We start from the raw sequence: 18,366 nt of genomic DNA on the forward strand, positions 1-18,366 counted from the left end.
GCCCCGCACCCGCGGCGCAGGGCGTTTTCCATGGTGGCGTGGCGGCCACAGATGTCACCCGCTTCGGCGTATACCCTGATACCCTGGACAGCCAAATGACAGTTTCAGCGCCCACCATGGCGACTGGATACATCCGCTTACCGAGGGAATGCCATGACCGCCACCACCCCAGAGAACACGCAGCGCCGCAAGGTGCTGGCCCGTGCCGCCGCGTTTGCCGCCCTGGCAACCCCCTTGGGCAGCACCGTGCTGGCCCAGGCCCGCCCACCGGCCAAGGTCGCCAAGCTGGCCGGCAACCTGCGCATCGTGATCCCCGCCAACGCGGGCGGCGGCTGGGACCAGACCGGCCGTGCGCTGGGTGCCGCCCTGGTGGGGGCCGGTGCCGTGGACCAGGTGGAGTACGAGAACGTGGGCGGCAAGGGCGGCACCATCGGCCTGGCCCGCTACGCCGAAAAATACGCCAACGACCCGAACACCCTGCTCATGGGCGGCATGGTGATGGTGGGCGCCGTGGCGCTGCAAAAGCCTGCCGTGGACCTGACGCAGATCCAGCCCATTGCGCGCCTGACCAGCGACTACCTGGTGGCCGCCGTGCCGGCGTCGTCCCCCATCCGCAGCGCCAAGGACCTGGTGGCCGCCATGAAGGCCGACCTGCCCGCCCTGCCCGTGGCCGGCGGCTCCGCGGGCGGCGTGGACCACATCTATGCGGGCGTGCTGGCCCGCGCCGCCAAGGCCAGCCCCGAAGCACTGGTCTACCGCCCCTTTGCGGGCGGCAACGAGGTGGTGGATGCCCTGGTCACCGGCAAGGCCGCCCTGGGCCTGTCGGGCTACAGCGAGTTCAGCGAGGCCATCGCGGCCGGCAAGCTGCGCGCCATCGGCGTGTCGGCCCGGCGCAGCGTGTTCGGCCTGCCGGCCTTCCGCGAGCAGGGCATCGATGCCGTCATGGCCAACTGGCGTGGCGTGTTCACGGGCAAGGGCGTTTCTGCCGCACGCCTGGCCGAGATGGTGACCGCAGTGGAAGCGGCCACCGTGCATGAATCCTGGGTGCGCACCCTGAAGGCCAACAAATGGGACGCCTCCTGGCTCACCGGCAAGGACCTGACCGAATTCATGGAACTGGACCTGACCACCGCGCGCGTGATGGTCTACCTGCTCAAACTGAAGGCCTAGGCTCAAGGATTTCCTGATGAACATGTCCCGCTACTCCATCGGCACCCGCATGGCGGGCGCGCTGGGCCTGGTGCTGGCGCTGATGATCGGCGCGGCACTCTTCGGGATTGCCGCGCTGTACGGCACGCTCGGTACCTATGACGCCACCGTGCTGCAGCGCGTGGCGCAGGAGCGCGCGGTCTCGCGCATGGAGAGCGAGTTCAAGACCCAGGTGATGGAGTGGAAGAACACGCTCCTGCGCGGCGAGGACTCGCGCAAGCGCGAGCTGCACTGGAACGCCTTCCAGGCCAGCGAAAAGCGCGTGGCCGATGCGGCCAAGGCGCTGGCACCGCAGCTGGTGGACAGCAGCGAGCGCGCCGCGCTGCAGAAATTCGCCGACGCCCACACCCAGATGGCCCAGGGCTACCGCAAGGGCTTCGAGGCCTTCCAGTCGCTGGGCTTCGTGGCCTCGGCCGGCGATGCCGACGTGGCCGACATCGACCAAGGCCCTGCCAAGCTCCTGGGAGAGCTGAGCCGGCAGGTGGCCGACAGCAGTGCCGCCATTGCCCAGCAGGCCGCACAAGATGCGCGCCGGGCCCTGGTCAGCAGCCTGGTGGCGCTGGCCCTGGTGAGCGCACTGGGTGTATTTGCGGGCTGGGTGCTCACCCGTTCGGTGGTGGGCCCGCTGCGCGTGGCCGTGTCCCTGGCCAACAAGGTCGCGGCAGGCGACCTGACGACCACCATCTCCATCGACGGCAACGACGAGCCCGCGCGCCTGCTGCAGGCCCTGGCTGCGATGCAGGAAAACCTGGAGCGCGTGGTCTCGGGCGTGCGCACCAATGCCGAGGGCGTGGCCAGTGCCAGCGCCGAGATCGCCCAGGGCAACACCGACCTGAGCATGCGCACCGAAGACCAGGCCTCGTCGCTGGACGAAACCTCGTCGTCCATGCAGCAGCTGCAGCAGACCGTGCAGAACAACGCCGCCAGCGCCCAGCGCGCGAACGAGCTGGCCAAGAGCGGTGCCTCGATCGCCGAGCGCGGCGGCCAGGTCGTGGGCCAGATGGTGGAGGTGGTGCAGGGCATCCAGGACAGCTCGCGCAAGATCGCCGACATCATCGGCGTCATCGACGGCATTGCCTTTCAGACCAACATCCTGGCGCTCAATGCCGCCGTGGAAGCGGCCCGCGCCGGCGAGCAGGGCCGCGGCTTTGCCGTAGTGGCCAGCGAGGTGCGCAACCTCGCCACGCGCAGCGCCAGCGCCGCGCGCGAGATCAAGGCCCTGATCCAGACCAGCGTGGATCGCGTGCAGGCCGGCTCCGACCTGGCGCGCAACGCCGGCAGCACCATGGACGAGGTGGTCACATCCATCCGCGGCGTGAGCACCCTGGTGGAAGAGATCAGCCAGGCCAGCGCCGAGCAGACCCGCGACATGCTGCGCGTGACCCAGGCCATCGTGCGCATGGACGACGCCACGCAGCAAAATGCCGCACTGGTGGAGCAGAGCGCGGCTGCCGCCGGCAGCCTGAGCGGCCAGGCCCACCAGCTGGTGGAGGCTGTGGCGGTATTCCGGCTGCGCTGAGACCCACGCAGCGCTTCAGGGCGTGGCGCGCCCGGTGCCTGCGGCCTCGCACACCACGGCCTCCCACAGCGCCTCGGCGGCGCGCCCCATCTGAGTGTGGGAGCGGTAGACCCGGATCTCGAGTTCGATGTTCCATTGCGGCGTGGCCGCAGCGGCGGCCAGCCGACCGGCTGTCAGGTCATCGCCCACCAGACTCTGGGGCAGCCAGGCAATGCCCCGGCCTTCCAGTGCCATGGTCCTGAGCACGGACGCCAAATGCGCGGTGAAGACGGTATGGGTCGGCAGCCGGCCCAGCGCGCTGTCGAGGGTCTTGTGCAGGATGTTGCCCAGGCCTGATTCCGCGCTGTAGGCCAGCAACGGCGCTGCCGCGCCGGAGCGCTCCAGGCCGTACAGGGCTGCGCTGCCCGGCCCCATGGCGCACACGGGCCGCAGAACGTCCGAGCCCACGCAGACCGAAGGGTAGCCCTGCGCATGCAGTTGGCTGGGTGCCTGCGCATGCGCGTGGCACAGCACGAACTGCACCTTGCTCTGGGCCAGCAGCGCCTCGCAGCGGTGCAGCATGTCGGACTCCAGCTGCAGGGTACCGGCCATGGTGTGCGCGCCGTAGCTGCGCAGCCAAGCCGGCATGAAGGTCAGCGACAAGGCATGGGTCGCTGCAAAACGCAGGCTTTGGGAGCTTGCCTCGGCCACCGCACGCGCCGCACCGGGCAGGCGCGCCACCTCCGCGAGCAACTCGGGCGCAACGCCCTGGAACCACAGGCCCGCCTCAGTGAGCTTGACCGGCTGCGTGCTGCGATCAAACAGCTCCGCCCCCAGCCACTCTTCCAGCGCGCGCACGCGGCGGCCGAAGGCGGGCTGCGTCATGTGGCGATCTTCCGCCGCGCGCGAGAAGTTTCCGACCGCGGCCAGGACCAGGAAATCCTCGAGCCAGGAGATGTGCATGGGCGGTGCTTTGAAAGCACTGAAGAGAAGAAAAACGGCATTGGTCAAACGCCGTGCAGTTGCGGATCATACCGACCCCGACACCCGTTTTGACCTATGGAGCACCGCATGAAAATCGTTGAGATCCGAGAAAAGACCATCCCCATCAGCTCCCCCATTCGCAATGCCTACATCGACTTCAGCAAGATGACGCTGAGCCTGGTGGCGGTAATCACCGACGTGATTCGCGACGGCAAACCGGTGGTCGGCTATGGCTTCAACTCCAACGGCCGCTATGGCCAAGGCAAGCTGATGCGCGAGCGCTTCATCCCGCGTGTGCTCGAAGCCAACCCTGATTCCCTGATCGATGACAGCGGCAAAAACCTGGATCCGCACAAGATCTGGAACGCGATGTTCACCAACGAAAAGCCAGGGGGTCACGGTGAGCGCTCTGTCGCCATCGGCACCATCGACATGGCCGTGTGGGACGCTGTGGCCAAGATCGAAGGCAAGCCACTGTTCCAGTTGCTCGCCGACCGTTATGGCAATGGCACGCCCAACCGCAATATCTTCGTCTACGCTGCCGGCGGTTACTACTACCCCGGCCAGGACCACGGCAAGCTCAAGGACGAGATGAAGAGCTACATCGACCGCGGCTACACCGTGGTCAAGAAGAAGATCGGCGGAGCCTCGCTCGACGAAGACCTTCGCCGCATCGACTCCATCCTCAGCGTGCTGCAGGACGGCCAGAAGCTGTGCGTGGACGCCAATGGCCGCTTCGATCTGGACACCGCCATCCAGTACGCCAAGGCGCTGTCTCAATACGACCTGTTCTGGTACGAGGAGCCAGGTGACCCACTCGACTTCGAGCTGCAGGCAGCCTTGCGCAACTACTACAAGAACCCCATGGCCACGGGTGAAGACCTGTTCTCCATGCAGGACGCGCGCAACCTGATTCGCTATGGCGGCATGCGCCCCGACCGCGACTGGCTGCAGTTCGATTGCGCGCTGAGCTACGGCCTGGTGGAGTACCTGCGCACTCTGGACATGCTCAAGGAACACGGCTGGTCCGCAAGCCGTTGCATCCCGCACGGCGGGCACCAGATGTCGCTGAACATCGCGGCCGGCCTGGGCCTGGGCGGCAACGAGTCCTATCCGGACCTGTTCCAGCCGTTCGGCGGCTTCCCGGACGGCGTGAAGGTGGTCGACGGCCACGTGACGCTGCCCGACCTGCCGGGCATCGGTTTCGAAGGCAAGGCCGACCTGTATGCGCAGATGCAGGCCCTGTCCGCCTGATCACCCCCTCATAAACAGAACCTGAAGGGGACAAACCATGGGCACTTTGAAGCGAGGGGCTGCGGCCGCAGCCATCGGACTGATTGCGATCAGCAGCAGCACTACCGCATGGGCGGAATTTCCGGACAAGCCAATTACCTTGGTCGTCCCCTTTTCCGCTGGCGGTCCCAGCGACAAGATTGCCCGTGATCTGGCAGAAGCCCTGCGCAAGCCTTTGGCCCAGACAGTGATCGTCGACAACACTGCGGGCGCGGGAGGCACCATCGGCGCGGCGCGCGTCGCACGTGCATCCCCGGATGGCTACACCCTGCTGGTGCACCACATCGGCATCTCCACGGCCCCCGCGCTCTACAAGAAGCTGCCCTACAGAACGCTGGAAGACTTCGAGAACCTCGGACTCATCAACGAAGCGCCTTCCACCCTGATCGGCAAGCCAGGCCTGGCGGCCAACAACTTTGCCGACCTTCGCAAATGGATCAGTTCCAACGACGGCAAGGTCAACCTCGCGAATGCCGGCGTGGGCTCGGCATCCCACCTGTGCGGGTTGGTGCTGCAGGCCACCCTGCCATCGAAAATGGCCTTCGTTCCCTACAAGGGAACGGCGCCCGCCATGACCGACTTGATGGGCGGACAGGTGGACCTGATGTGCGAGCAGGCCACCAACGCCGTGCCCCAGATCGAAGCGAAGAAGGTCAAGGTCTTTGGCGTCACCAGCAAGCAGCGGATGGCGTTGCCCGCGCTTGCCCAAGTGCCCACGCTGGCAGAAGCGGGCCTGACCGGCTTCGAGATGTCGGTATGGCACGGCGTGTACGCACCCAAGGGCACGCCACCGCCCGTGCTGGCCAGACTGCACGCCGCCATCCGGGCAGCGCTCAAGGATCCCGAACTCATCCAGCGCGAGGAAGCACTTGGCGTGCGTATCGTGACCGACGCACGCCTGGAACCTGCGGAGCATAAGAAATACGTGGAGGGCGAGATGATCCGCTGGGCCAGGATCATCAAGGACTCCGGGGAATCCGCGGACTGACGATGGAAGGCGGCCGCTGGATCGATTCGACCGAAGACTCCGGGGGCTGCCAGGCCCCTCGGCGCCTCAGAACGGCACCCGGCCCCGCCAGATGTCCCGGTACATCGCCCAATCGCCCATGAAGCTGTACAGAGGCCGCTTGAAGCTGGCCGGCTTGTTCTTCTCAAACCCGAAATGCCCCACCCACGCAAACCCGTAGCCGCACAGCAGCCCCACTAACAGAAACCACGGTTGGCGGGCGGCAACCGCCAAAGCCACGCACAGGAGCGACAGGGTCGACCCCACGAAATGCAGCCGCCGGCAGGTCCGGTTGCTGTGTTCGGTCAAGTAGAACGGGTAGAACTCCGCAAAGCTCTTGAAGGCCCGCGGGTCGGTGGGATTCGTGGGCGCAGCGCTCAGGTCCATGGCTTGTCTCCTTGGGGTTTTGTTATCTGCGCTTTATACGCCCAAGTGCACTGCACAAGCGTGCCGGGTTTGACAACGCACAAAGTCCAATGTTTTAATAGATCGACTAGTTGATCTATTAATTACCCGATCCATGCGCACCCTCAATCCCGCACAGCACCAGGCCCGGCGCCAGCACATCCTGGCTGCGGCCGTGGAGTGCTTCATGCGCAAGGGCTTTCATGGCACCCGCACGGCCGAGATCTGTGCCGAGGCCGGCATGAGCCCCGGCAACCTGTTCCACTACTTCCCCACCAAGGAGGCCATCATTGCCGCCATCGTGGAGGAGGACCAGCGCGAGACCGCCGAGCGCTTTGCCCAGGCCGCGCACGAGCAGAACCTGTACCAGGCGCTGCTGGGCATCTTGGAAGACAGCCTGGCCCTGCTGGCGGACCCCGTCTACACCCGCATCGGCCTGGAGGTGCTGGCCGAGGGAGTGCGCAACCCGGCAGTCATGGCCTGTGTGGCGCAGGGCGAGGCGGTGCGCAAGGCTGCGCTGGTGCAACTGCTGGAGGCGGCCGTGGAGCGCGGGCAGGTGCGCCTGTCCATGCCTGCGGCCCAGGCGGCGGACTGGGTGCTGCTGCTGCTCGACGGCGCCTTTGGCCGCGCCATGGTGGAGGTGCCGTTCGACAGCACCGCCTACCGCACGCTGGTGCTGGCCGCGCTGGCGACCGTGATCGGACCCCTGGCATGATACCGGTAGTCACCCCCGCCCGCGAACATGCCATCGACGCACTGCGCGGCTTCGCGCTGCTGGGCATCCTGGTCGTCAACGCAGGCAGCTTTGCCTCGACCTACTTCGGCCTCGGCGTAGCCGACCCTGCGTTCTCGCGGCCCGTGGACCATGCCGTGCGCTGGTTCGTGGCCCTGGTCTTCGAGACCAAGTTCTACCTCTTGTTCTCGCTGCTGTTCGGCTACAGCTTTGCCCTGCAGATGGACTCGGCCCAGCGCTCCGGCAGCGCCTTCGGGCCGCGCTTCCTGCGGCGCCTGGCGGGATTGCTGCTGCTGGGTGTGGCGCATGCCTGGCTGCTGTTCGCGGGCGACATCCTGGTGACCTATGCGCTGCTGGGCGCGCTGCTGCTGCTGATGCGCCGGTTGCGGCCAGGCACTGCGGTGGTGCTGGCCGTGGCGCTGCTGGGGCTGGTGTCAGCCTGCTGGGGGCTGCTCGCCTGGTTGATGTCGCTGGCGCCGCCGATGGATTGGCCCCTGGCCGAGATCCATGCCAAGGCCCAGCAGGCCGCCGCTGCCTACCGCGCCGGGGCCCTCGACGCCATTGCCCAGCGCGGGCGCGATATGGCCGATGGCGTCTGGTTCGTGCTGGTGTTCGTGCAGGCGCCCTGCGCACTGGCCATGTTCCTGCTGGGGCTGGCGGCCCACCGCTCGGGCTATCTGGCCCGCGCCGCATCAGAGCCAGCGCGCCTGCGCCGGTGGCTGTGGTGCTGCCTGCCGATCGGGGCTGCAGGCGCCTTGCTCTATGCCACGGTGCAGACCAGCATGGTGCGCCCGAGCGACCATGTCTCTGCGGCAGTGCTGGCCGTGGACCTGGCCACGGCACCGTTCCTCACACTGGGCTATGTCGCCGCGTTACTCTGGGCGCTGCAGCACCGCCCCGGCGGCGGGACGCTGGCCGCATGGCTCGAACCCGCGGGCCGCATGGCGCTGTCCAACTACCTGCTGCAGTCTCTGGTGGGTGCGCTGGTGTTCACGGCCTACGGCCTGGCGCTGGTGGGGCGGGTGCCACCGCTGGCGGTGCTGCTGGGCTGCGTGGCGCTGTACGCGGCACAGCTTTCACTGAGCCGCCGCTGGATGGCGCAGCACGCCTACGGGCCGGTGGAGTGGCTGCTGCGCGCCTTCACGCTGCTGCGCTGGCCCGCATGGCGGCGTGCACCCCGGCCGGCAGAATGATCACCGCCCAATGGGCACGAGCTGGTCGTCCGCCATGCCCACCAGCAGGGCCTTGCCGTCCGGCTGCACGCGGAATTCACCAAAGCGCGCCTGCTCCCAGCGGCTGGCATCGCCCTCGGTGAAATACCAGCCATCGGTCACCAGTGTCCACTCGCCGTTCTTGGGCGTGAGCTGGATGCGGAACTCGCCGGAGGCGATGGGCGCGTCGTACTTTTCCACACGCTCCCAGTCCACCACGCCGCGCGCATCGAGCCGGCCGACGGCATAGGGCCGGCTGCCCAGCAGGCCTTCCACACCGGCCTCGCGCCGGTCGACACCGGGAATCTGCGGCAGCGTGAAACGCAGGCGCATGTAGTCGCCCTGCATCAGCGAGCGCGGGTCCACCGGGGCCAGGGGCACGTAGACCTTCTGGCCCTTGGCAATCGTGTTTTCCTTGTCGGCGATGCCGATGTTGGCCACGGCCACGGTGGCCACCGCGCTCAAGGCCAGCAGCCAGGGGCTGGCGCGGTGGGCCCAGTGGCGGGCTGCGTGGCCAGGCACCGCAGTGGCGGCAGCACGTGGCGTGCGCAGTGCGCTCCAGGCCAGCACCCCAAGCAGCGCGCCACAGCCCACGAGCACCATGGCCTTGGTGGCCAGGGGCCAGGCCAGCAGGTAGTAGAAGCCGCCCATGATCCAGGTGCAGGCCAGTGCGGCCGCGGTGGCCTGGCCCCAGCGGCGGGTGGTACCGGCGATGGCCAGGGCCAGCAGCGCACTGCCCAGCAGGGGCGAGAACCAGCACAGCAGGGCCAGCACCAGGGCCACCACGGCGGCGCGGGGCTGGCGCAGCACCGGCCAGGCGCGCTGCGCAATCGCGGCGGCAGCCAGCGCCAGCAGCACGCTGCCGGCCTGCACCATCCACCACAGCGCGTAGCCGCGCGGCCCGACCTCACGGCCCACCTCGCGCACCAGCTCGCCGCCGATGCCGGCACCGAACGCACCGCCCACCAGAAAGGTCTGGCCCGACAGGCCGCAGATGCCCCACAGCAGCACCAGCAGCCAGCCGCAGGCCAGGGGCTCCAGCAGCGCCGCCAGCCAGTTGCCGGCCGTACCCCGGCCAAGCGCATGGCGCTGCCACAGCAGCAGGCCCACCCACACCGCGAGCACGGCGTGCACCATGCTCCAGGGCACCAGGGGTGACAGGGCCCAGCGGCCATCGGCACCGGGCCAGATGAGCACGGCAAACAGCGCCGCCGCGCCCGCCCCCAGCAGCACCCGCAGCCAGGGCAAGGCCACGAGCGCGGCCACTGCCAGCGCCACCACCAGCATGACCGCTGCAGCCGGCTGCAGGCCCATGTCGCGCCCGCAGGCAAAGCCCAGCAGGCCCGCGCCGGTCAGCAGCGCGGGAAACGCCAGCTGCTCCAGAAAGATCGGCAGGTCCTTGCGGCGCAGGGCCGCCGTGGCGCCGGCCAGCACCACGGCGCCGATGACGTAGGCACCCGCGTCCCGCACGATCCACTCGCCGAAGAACAGGCCGAACATGGCCAGCAGCGGCAGCGCCGCCAGCCAGGCGCCCAGCGCCGTGAGCAGCACCACCGGCCAGGGGCGCGCCGTGCCGCGGGCCCGGTTCGCATCGGCCGCAGAGGCGCCGGCCGGCAGGATGCCCTGCTCCACGGCGACCTGCACGATGGTTTCCAGCGCACCGGGCGTGGGCACGGGCACAGCAGCGCTGGCAGACAGATTCACGGGATCACCGGATACCTCGCTCATGCTGCGTCTCCTTGCTGCTGCACAGCACGGCGCGCCAGGCGCATCACCAGATTCACGGTGGCCGCCAGCAGCCCCGCCGCCACCAGGCCAATGAGCAGCAGCGAACCCACAAAATCCCCGAAGCGGGAAGCCGAGAACATGGCACGCGCCAGCCCGGTCACCAGCAGGATGTTGAGCCCCAGCGCCGCACCGCTGAGCAGGAAGATATCGAAATGCGTGCGCGTGCCCACCAGCGCCGCAGCCGCCGCCAGCAGCGCCAGGCCCAGGCCGTAGTGGCCCGCCACCGGCGAATGGAACAGGCCCCCGAGTGCGGTGAGCGTGACCAGCATCAGCGCCAGCGTGCCCGCCGTGCGCAGCGCCCAGACGCCCGCGCCGGTGAAGCGCTGCGCCTGCGGCAGCATGGCGGCCGCTACGGCCAGCGCGGCGCCCAGGGAGACCAGGTGCACCGTCATGTCCGCGGGCGACACGCGCCAGCTGTGGCCCGTGTGCGCCTGCGCCCACAGCGAGATGCCGACTATGGCCACCAGGGTCCACGGCACCCACACCACGTCGCTGCGCACGGCCAACGCCAGGGGCAGCGTGAGCGCGGCCCACACGGCAAACAGCTGCCAGGGATCGGCCCCGGTCTGGTAGGTCTGCCCGAAGTAGGCGAACAGCGCACCCGTGCCCAGCAGCGCCAGCATGGCCAGCGGTGCGCGCGCTCCGGCACGCAGCGCAGCGCCCGCACACATGGCCAGCACAAAGCCCTGCAGCAGCGCAAAGCGCATGAAGCGACCCAGGCTCTCCCAGTTGGCCGCGATCCACATCACCAGCCCCAGACCGCCGAGCGCCGCGGCGATGACCGCCACGGTGCGCCACAGCGTGGTGTGCAGGGCGGCAGGCGGGCGGTCGAACCCCGCCAGGCCCAGCAGCCGGGTGGCGGCCGGTCGGGCCAGCGTGTGCTGGCGGGCCAGCTCGAACAGGGCGGTGCGCAGGGTCATGGGAGAGGCCTTTGGCTCAGGACAGGGAAATGAAGTCGCGGATCGCCATCAGCGTACCGTCCGGCGCCTCGCTCATCTGGTTGTGGCCCACGGGCAGGCTAGTGGTGTGCACCCGCTTGCCGGCTGCGCGCGCGGCCGCCACCAGGCCCTGGGCGGCCTTGGGCGCGGTCATCTGGTCCTGCGCGCCCAGCGCGAACAGCACGGGGCACTGCACGGCGGCAATCGCATGCTCGCCGTTGGCATAGCTGTCGCAGGCCACGAAGCCGCGGTGGAACACATTCACGGCGCTGTTGCTGCGCAGCACCTTGCGGCCCAACGCCATGCCCGCGTTGTAGACCCAGAAGCCCGCGCCCGAAGGCGGCGCCAGCGTGCTGCGCGAGAACACGTTGACCATGCGCAGCGCCTTCTCGGGCTCGTTGAGCGCCGCGTCGATCAGTGCGGGCGAGACCTTCATCGGGTAGGCCGTGCCCACCAGCACCAGGTGGCTCACGCGCTCGCCCAGGCGGGCCGCGGCCTCCAGCGCGATCAGCGAACCGAAGCTGTGGCCCACCAGCGCCGCGCGCCGCACGCCCGCGGCATCGAGCAGCGCAGCGACGAAGTCCGCCCCCGCCTCGACGCTGGCCGGGGCTTCGCCCGCGCTGCGGCAGTGGCCCGGCAGGTCCACCGCCAGCACGTTCCAGCCATGGTTGGCGAGGTAGCGGCTTTGCAGCGCCCACACGCTGTGGTCGTTGAGCACGCCGTGGACCATGACCACGGTGGGCAGTGCGGGGTTGAACGCCTTGCCGCCGGTGTAGCAGTAGGTGGTGTGGCCGTTGACTTGGATCTGCATACGGATGGTTCCTCTTTGTCTGTCTTTGTTTCGTCGTTCTTGTCGTGCCAGGCGCGATGGTCGCCCTCAGCGTGGCGGCACACCGGCGGCCAGGTCGTCCAGCACCTGGAGCCAGCGCTGCGCTGCGTCACGCACCTTGGTGCTGCCGTCCCCTCGGGCTGTGGCCTCGGCCAGCGGTCGCTGTGCGACGGCCGCGCCACGCCAGTCGTCCAGCGCCAGCACGGCCAGGTAGCGCACGGTCTCGTCGCTGTCGTGCACCACGGCATGGGCCAGCGCGGGCACGGTGCGCGCACCGGCCTCGGCGCCCAGGGCCCGTTCGCCCAGCACCATGGCCGCATGCTGGCGCACCACGGTGAGCGGCGACTGCAGGCCGCGCAGGGCCTCGTCCACCTCGTGCAGGCGCAAGGTGCAGGTGCCCTTGCCGGGGCGCAGCCATTGCTCCACCAGCGGCAGCAGCGCAGGCTGCACGGCGGGCAGGGATTCGACCGGGCGGTAGTCGAGCGGCAGCGGGTCCAGCGCACGGTTGCGGAACGCGCCATAGGGCGATGACAGGCCCTGCGCCACGCACTCGTCGCCGAGCGTACCCGCCTGGGCCTGCTGCAGCAGCCAGGCGCTGTCGCCCAGGTGGGCCAGCGCACCGGCGCAGATATTGCGCCCGGCCTGGGCCAGATGGCGCAGGCTGCTGCGCGGCACGGCCCGGAGCACCTGGGCCCGCAAGGCAGCCACCACCTCGGGCGTGGCCGCGCCGATCTCGCCCAGCAGGCGTGCGGCCTCGCACTGTGTCTCGGTGCGCGCCAGCAGGGGCAGCAGTGCCGGGATGGCTGCGGGGCCGAAGGCACGCAGCGCGCGCTGCGCCGCCTCGCCATGGCGCTGGGCCTGCTCGCGCGTCAGGCCCAACTCGGGCGCGGGCTGGTGCGCCAGGCAGGCCAGGTGGTAGCGCAGGCGCTCTGCATCGGGCAGCGCCGCCACGCGCGCTGCCTCGGCCAGGTCGGCGGCATGGCCAGGCAGCAGGCGCGCAAAGGCTTCGTCGCCCAGGCAGCGCAAGGCCATGGCAACGCCCTCGTCGCTGTCCTCGTGCAGCAGCACGGCAAAGCCGGGCGTGAGCCGGTCGGCCACGGCCGATGCGTGCAAGGCATCGCGCAGGCGCTGGCACACGCGCACCAGGGCGTCGATGCAGCGGCGGTCCGCAGCCTCCCACTGCGCCACGTCGCCCCCTTGGGCCTCGGTCGCCAGTGTGGCTTCGGCGGCGGCCATGGCGGCGCTGCCCGATGCCATGTCGGGCCAGCACCAGTCCGCCGGGTTCCAGCGCAGGTCGTAGAGCGTTCCCTCGCCTTCCGAGGCCTCGTCCCCGGCCCCGGCCAGTGCGGCCTCGCTGTTCATCGCCACCGTGGGCAGGTGGATGGGGCCATCGTGCTCGCGGTAGATGCCCGCGAGCGCCACGGCATAGACATCGCTGCGCAGCGGGTGCGCCCGCAGCGCGGGCAGCACCTGCGCCAGCGCATCGTCGAGCAGCGTCTGCTCGAAGGCCTGCCAGTCCATGGCGGGTGCCGCCTGCGGTCCCATCGCCGGGCTCAGGCCGCCTTCTCCGCGGCCTTGAGGGCGCGCTTGAGGTCGTCGATCAGGTCATCGGCATCTTCGAGCCCGATGGACAGGCGGATGGTGCCCTGCGTGATGCCGGCGTTGACCAGCGCCTCGTCGCTCATGCGGAAGTGCGTGGTGCTGGCCGGGTGGATCACCAGGCTGCGGCAGTCGCCCACGTTGGCCAGGTGGCTGAAGACCTTGAGCGCCTCGATGAACTTCTTGCCCTGCTCGCGGTTGCCCTTGAGGTCGAAGCTGAACACCGAGCCCGCGCCGCGCGGCAGCAGTTTTTGCGCCAGCGCGTGGCTGGGGTGAGTGTCGAGCATAGGGTGGCCCACGCGCGAGACGAAGGGTTGGCTGGCCAGGAACTCGACCACGCGCGCGGTGTTGCGCATGTGCCGCTCCATGCGCAGCGGCAGCGTCTCGATGCCCTGAAGGATGAGCCAGGCCGTGTGCGGGCTCATGCAGGCGCCAAAGTCGCGCAGGCCTTCGCGCCGCGCGCGCAGCAAGAAGGCGCCGACCGAGCTTTCCTCGCTGAACACCATGTTGTGAAAGCCCTCGTAGGGCGCCGTGAGCTCGGCGAACCGGCCCGCTGCGCGCGGGCCGTCCCAGTCGAAGCTGCCGCCATCGACCACGATGCCGCCCACCACCGTACCGTGGCCCGAGAGGAACTTGGTGGCCGAGTGGTAGACCAGGTCGGCACCCAGCTCCAGCGGCTTCATGAGCCAGGGCGAGGTCAGGGTGGAATCGACCAGCAGCGGCACACCCGCCTCGTGCGCGATGGCACTGATGGTGGGGATGTCCAGCACATCCAGGCCCGGGTTGCCCACGGTCTCGCCGAAGAACAGCTTGGTGTTGGGCCGCACGGCGGCGCGCCAGCCGTCGATGTCGCCGGGCTTGACGAAGGTGGTGGCTATGCCGAAGCGCGACAGCGTGTAGTGCAGCAGGTTCTGCGAGCCACCGTACAGCGCCGTGCTGGCCACGATGTGGCTGCCCGCGCCCATCAGCGTGCAGATGGCCAGGTGCAGCGCGGCCTGGCCACTGGCGGTGGCGATGGCGCCCACGCCGCCTTCCAGGGCAGATACGCGCTGCTCCAGCACTGCGTTGGTGGGGTTGCTGATGCGGCTGTAGACATGGCCGGGCCGCTCCAGGTTGAACAGCGAGGCGGCGTGGTCGCTCGATTCGAAGACGAACGAGGTGGTCAGGTGGATCGGCACGGCGCGTGCGCCGGTGGCCGGATCGGGGGTGGCTCCGGCGTGCAGCGCAAGCGTGTCAAAGCCGGGGTCGGAGTAACCGGGCATCCAATGTCTCCCATGTTGTCGGTGCTGGCAGGCATTGTGGGCTATATTTGATCGGAAACAAGCTGCGCCACCCCGTCCGTGGCCGCCCCGCTCGCCCCATTGGAGACCGATCATGAAAGTCAGCGATATCCTTCGCGTCAAAGGCAACACCCTCTACACCGTCACCCCCGACGAGCCGCTGGCCAACGCCGTGGACATCATGGCCGACCGCGACATCGGCTCGCTGGTGGTGATGGAGCTCGGTGACCTGGTGGGCATGCTCACCTTCCGCGAGGTGATCCAGGCCATCGTCAAGAACGGCGGCAGCGTGGGCACGTTGCAGGTGCGCTCGGCCATGGACGACCACCCGCTGACCTGCACCCTCGAAACCGAGATGGACGAGGTACGCCGCATGATGCTGGACCGCCACGCGCGCTACATGCCGGTGATGGACAAGCGCATGCTCATGGGCGTGATCAGCTTCTACGACGTGGCCAAGGCGGTGGTGGACAGCCAGAACTTTGAGAACAAGATGCTCAAGGCCTATATCCGCGACTGGCCCGAGGAAGAGTCGGGCGGCTGAACAGGTTCCGCCACTCTGGGATAATCGGTCCCATGAGCGGCAACACCATCGGTACCCTATTCGCTGTCACCAATTTTGGTGAATCCCACGGCCCGGCCATTGGCTGCGTGATCGACGGCTGCCCGCCGGGCATGCCGCTCGCCGAGGCGGACATCCAGGCCGACCTGGACCGCCGCCGCCCCGGCACCAGCCGCCACGTGACCCAGCGCAACGAACCCGATGCGGTGGAGATCCTCTCAGGCGTGTACGAAGGCAGGACCACCGGCACCCCCATCGCGCTCTTAATCCGCAACACCGACCAGCGCAGCAAGGACTACAGCAACATCTCCGAGAGCTTTCGCCCGGGCCATGCCGACTACACCTACTGGCACAAGTACGGCATTCGCGACCCGCGCGGCGGCGGCCGCTCGTCGGCACGCCTGACGGCGCCCACCGTGGCCGCTGGCGCCGTGGCCAAGAAGTGGCTGGCCCAGAAGTACGGCACGCAGTTCCGCGCCTGCATGACGCAGCTGGGCGAGCTGCCCATCCCCTTCGAGAGCTGGGACCATGTGCGCGCAAACCCCTTCTTCGCCCCCGTGGCCGACGTGCAGCAGTACGAGGACTACATGGACGCGCTGCGCAAGGCCGGCGACTCCTGCGGCGCGCGCATCCGCATCTCGGCCAGCGGCGTGCCCGTGGGCCTGGGCGAGCCGCTGTACGACAAGCTCGACGCCGACATCGCCCACGCCATGATGGGCCTGAACGCCGTCAAGGGCGTGGAGATCGGTGCCGGCTTCGAGAGCGTGGCCCACCGCGGCACCATGCACGGCGACTCGATGACGCCCCAGGGCTTTCGCACCAACCACGCTGGCGGCGTGCTCGGCGGCATCAGCACCGGGCAGGACCTGGAGATCTCGATCGCGATCAAGCCGACCAGCTCCATCATCAGCCCGCGCGAGTCCATCGACATCCACGGTCAGCCCACCGAGGTGATCACCAAGGGCCGCCACGACCCCTGCGTGGGCATCCGCGCCGCACCGATTGCCGAGGCGCTGCTGGCGCTGGTGGTGATCGAGCACGCCCTGCGCAACCGCGCCCAGTGCGCGGACGTGGTGCGCGAGGTGGCCCCGATCCAGGCGTCGTTCCTTTGAGCTCCGCCGCCCGCACCCGTGGCGCCCGGGCATGCGCCACGGCGCTGGCCCTGGCGGCAGCAGCACTGCTGGCAGGCTGCGCGTCGACGCCCGCGCCCACGCATATCGACATCGGCCTCATCGCCTTCAACGACCTGCACGGCAACCTGGAGCCGCCGCGCATGGCGCTGCAGGTGGCTGCGCCCGATGGCAGCGGCCCGGCGCGCGTGCCCGCGGGCGGCGCGGCCTACATGGCCAGCGCCATCGCGCACCTGAAGACCCTCCACAGGCACCATGCGGTGGTGGCGGCCGGCGACATGGTGGGCGCGTCCCCCCTGGTGTCGGCCTTGTTCCTCGACGAGCCGACCATCGAGGCGGTCAACCGCATGGGCATCGACTTCAATGCCGTGGGCAACCACGAGTTCGACAAGGGCTGGCGCGAGCTGCTGCGCCTGAAGAACGGCGGCTGCGAGAAGCACACCGTGCGCGAGCCCTGCCAGCTCAACCCCGGCTTTCCCGGCACCAACTTCGGCCTGCTGGCGGCCAACACCGCGCACGACGACGGCCGCCCGCTGCTGCCGCCCACCGGCATCAAGCGCTTCACCGAAGGCGGCGTGACGGTCAGCGTAGGCTTCATCGGCCTGACCCTGCGCGGCACACCCGCCATGGTGGCGCCCGCCGGCGTGGCCGGCCTGCGCTTTGCGGACGAGGCCGACACGGTCAACGCCCTCATCCCCGGCCTGCGCGCCCAGGGCGCCGACGTGATCGTGGTCATGGTGCACGAGGGCGGCGAAACCGAGGCCGCCCTGGGCGAGACCAGTTGCAAGGGCCTGAGCGGCGACATCGTGCCCATCCTGGAGCGGCTCGACCCGGCGGTGGACGTGGTGGTCTCGGGCCACACGCACCGCTCCTACCTGTGCGACTACGGCACCGTGAACCCCGCGCACCCGCTGCTGCTGACCAGCGCAGGCCAGTACGGCACGCACGTCACCGACATCAGCCTGCGCGTGGACACCGCCACCCGCCGCGTGGTGCGCAAGAGCGCGCGCCAGGTCATCGTGCAGGGCGAGGGCTTCACCAGCGGCCCCACCACCTTCGCGGTGGACCAGCGCTTCCCCGTCTTCGCGCGCGATGAGGGCGTGCACGCCATCGTGGAGCGCTACCGCGCCGCTGCCGAGCCTCAGGCCCAGCGCCCCGCGGGCCGCCTCACGGGCCCGGTCTCGCGCGAGCCCGCACCTTCGCTCGAAACCTCCATGGGCAACCTGATCGCCGACGCACAATTGCTCGCGGCCCAGGGCCCGGGCCTTGCCGCCCAGATCTCCTTCATGAACCCCGGCGGCGTGCGCGGCGTGCTGGTGCCCGGGACCGATGGGCAGGTGCGCTACGGCCAGATGTTCACGGCCCAGCCGTTCGGCAACAGCCTGATGGTGCAGTCCTTCACGGGCGCGCAGGTGAAGGCCATCCTGGAGCAGCAGTTCGCCAGCGGCACCAACACCGCGCAGAGCCCGCGGGTGCTGTCGGTCTCCAAGGGCTTCACCTACCGCTATGACCTGCGGTTGCCTGCGGGGCAGCGGGTGAGCGGCGTGTTGCTCAACGGCCAGCCGCTGCGCGCCGATGCGGTCTACCGGGTGGTGGTGAGCAGCTTCCTGGCTACGGGCGGGGATAACTTCACTGTCTTCACGCAAGGCGTGGATGGGCTGGGGGCGGGGCAGGATCTGGATGCGTTGGAGGCTTACTTCACTGCGGCTGGCGGGGCTGTGGTGCCGCCGGCTACGGATCGGATTGTTCGCGTGGATCTGCCCTGATTTTTCTGTTGTCGGCTTGGGGCTTGTTTGAGCCGCGTGCTTGCATTGACGGCGGAGGCCGGGGTATGCGCCCGGCGGCGCACCTACTGTTCTTTTGCGTCGCCAAAAGAAAGTAGGCAAAGAAAAGGCGACCCC

General features: G+C 69.1%; 16 protein-coding genes. 9 read left to right on the plus strand and 7 right to left on the minus strand.

The genetic code is table 11. The features are described 5' to 3' along the window. Positions 1-153 precede the first annotated feature (153 nt). Positions 154-1,170, plus strand: a complete 1,017-nt coding sequence (locus tag PMI14_RS24995) for a tripartite tricarboxylate transporter substrate binding protein (protein WP_007858615.1) — start codon at positions 154-156, stop codon at positions 1,168-1,170. Positions 1,171-1,186: 16 nt separating this feature from the next. Beyond that, positions 1,187-2,728 carry a methyl-accepting chemotaxis protein gene (locus PMI14_RS25000; RefSeq protein WP_007858616.1) on the plus strand — a complete coding sequence of 514 codons (1,542 nt, stop codon included), beginning with the start codon at positions 1,187-1,189 and terminating at the stop codon, positions 2,726-2,728. A 15-nt stretch (positions 2,729-2,743) separates the two neighbouring features. On the opposite strand, the gene PMI14_RS25005 is transcribed toward PMI14_RS25000, so the two are convergent. Then, positions 2,744-3,670, minus strand: coding sequence for a LysR family transcriptional regulator (locus tag PMI14_RS25005; RefSeq protein ID WP_007858617.1), 927 nt, complete (start codon positions 3,668-3,670; stop codon positions 2,744-2,746). Positions 3,671-3,778: 108 nt separating this feature from the next. Here PMI14_RS25005 and PMI14_RS25010 point away from each other — a divergent pair, with 108 nt between their 5' ends. Together PMI14_RS25010 and PMI14_RS25015 are read left to right on the plus strand one after the other, a co-directional pair. Beyond that, on the plus strand, positions 3,779-4,945 hold the full coding sequence (locus PMI14_RS25010) for a mandelate racemase/muconate lactonizing enzyme family protein (RefSeq protein WP_007858618.1): 1,167 nt from the start codon (positions 3,779-3,781) through the stop codon (positions 4,943-4,945). A 37-nt stretch (positions 4,946-4,982) separates the two neighbouring features. After that, a complete protein-coding gene (locus PMI14_RS25015; RefSeq protein WP_007858619.1) occupies positions 4,983-5,972 on the plus strand; it encodes a tripartite tricarboxylate transporter substrate-binding protein in 990 nt (329 codons plus the stop codon). A gap of 66 nt (positions 5,973-6,038) precedes the next feature. Here the strand turns inward: PMI14_RS25015 and PMI14_RS25020 are convergent, their stop codons facing one another. Beyond that, positions 6,039-6,377: an Mpo1-like protein gene (locus tag PMI14_RS25020; RefSeq protein ID WP_007858620.1), complete on the minus strand. Its 339-nt coding sequence runs from the start codon at positions 6,375-6,377 to the stop codon at positions 6,039-6,041. 133 nt (positions 6,378-6,510) lie between these two features. Between PMI14_RS25020 and PMI14_RS25025 the strand changes: the two genes are divergently transcribed. Both PMI14_RS25025 and PMI14_RS25030 read left to right on the plus strand, forming a co-directional pair. After that, positions 6,511-7,110 (plus strand): TetR/AcrR family transcriptional regulator, encoded by a 600-nt coding sequence (locus PMI14_RS25025; RefSeq protein ID WP_007858621.1) that lies wholly within the window; start codon positions 6,511-6,513, stop codon positions 7,108-7,110. Beyond that, positions 7,107-8,321, plus strand: coding sequence for a DUF418 domain-containing protein (locus tag PMI14_RS25030; protein ID WP_007858622.1), 1,215 nt, complete (start codon positions 7,107-7,109; stop codon positions 8,319-8,321). The genes PMI14_RS25025 and PMI14_RS25030 overlap by 4 nt, the downstream gene beginning before the upstream one ends. Here PMI14_RS25030 and PMI14_RS25035 read toward each other — a convergent pair whose 3' ends face one another. The 5 genes from PMI14_RS25035 to PMI14_RS25055 all read right to left on the minus strand — a co-directional run bounded on the left by PMI14_RS25035 (position 8,322) and on the right by PMI14_RS25055 (position 14,755). Next, positions 8,322-10,067 (minus strand): GDYXXLXY domain-containing protein, encoded by a 1,746-nt coding sequence (locus PMI14_RS25035; RefSeq protein ID WP_007858623.1) that lies wholly within the window; start codon positions 10,065-10,067, stop codon positions 8,322-8,324. Further along, positions 10,064-11,047: a DUF2157 domain-containing protein gene (locus tag PMI14_RS25040; RefSeq protein ID WP_007858624.1), complete on the minus strand. Its 984-nt coding sequence runs from the start codon at positions 11,045-11,047 to the stop codon at positions 10,064-10,066. The genes PMI14_RS25035 and PMI14_RS25040 overlap by 4 nt, the downstream gene beginning before the upstream one ends. A 16-nt stretch (positions 11,048-11,063) precedes the next feature. Further along, a complete protein-coding gene (locus tag PMI14_RS25045; RefSeq protein ID WP_007858631.1) occupies positions 11,064-11,876 on the minus strand; it encodes an alpha/beta fold hydrolase in 813 nt (270 codons plus the stop codon). A 66-nt stretch (positions 11,877-11,942) separates the two neighbouring features. After that, positions 11,943-13,415 carry a DUF4303 domain-containing protein gene (locus PMI14_RS25050; RefSeq protein ID WP_052024488.1) on the minus strand — a complete coding sequence of 491 codons (1,473 nt, stop codon included), beginning with the start codon at positions 13,413-13,415 and terminating at the stop codon, positions 11,943-11,945. A 32-nt stretch (positions 13,416-13,447) separates the two neighbouring features. Further along, entirely contained in the window at positions 13,448-14,755 is a 1,308-nt protein-coding gene (locus PMI14_RS25055) for an O-acetylhomoserine aminocarboxypropyltransferase (RefSeq protein WP_007858635.1), read from the minus strand. Positions 14,756-14,867: 112 nt separating this feature from the next. On the opposite strand from PMI14_RS25055, the gene PMI14_RS25060 reads away from it, so the two are divergent. Genes PMI14_RS25060 through PMI14_RS25070 form a run of 3 tightly spaced genes read left to right on the plus strand, consistent with a single transcriptional unit; the run spans position 14,868 to position 18,231 of the window. Further along, positions 14,868-15,317 (plus strand): CBS domain-containing protein, encoded by a 450-nt coding sequence (locus tag PMI14_RS25060; protein ID WP_007858637.1) that lies wholly within the window; start codon positions 14,868-14,870, stop codon positions 15,315-15,317. Between the two features lie 32 nt (positions 15,318-15,349). Then, positions 15,350-16,447, plus strand: coding sequence for a chorismate synthase (gene aroC / locus PMI14_RS25065; RefSeq protein WP_007858639.1), 1,098 nt, complete (start codon positions 15,350-15,352; stop codon positions 16,445-16,447). Continuing rightward, entirely contained in the window at positions 16,444-18,231 is a 1,788-nt protein-coding gene (locus PMI14_RS25070) for a bifunctional UDP-sugar hydrolase/5'-nucleotidase (RefSeq protein ID WP_007858640.1), read from the plus strand. Before aroC ends, PMI14_RS25070 begins: the two co-directional genes overlap by 4 nt. Positions 18,232-18,366: the final 135 nt, after the last annotated feature.

Origin of the sequence: Acidovorax sp. CF316, assembly GCF_000276605.1 — a bacterium.
Taxonomy (GTDB): Bacteria; Pseudomonadota; Gammaproteobacteria; order Burkholderiales; family Burkholderiaceae_C; genus Acidovorax.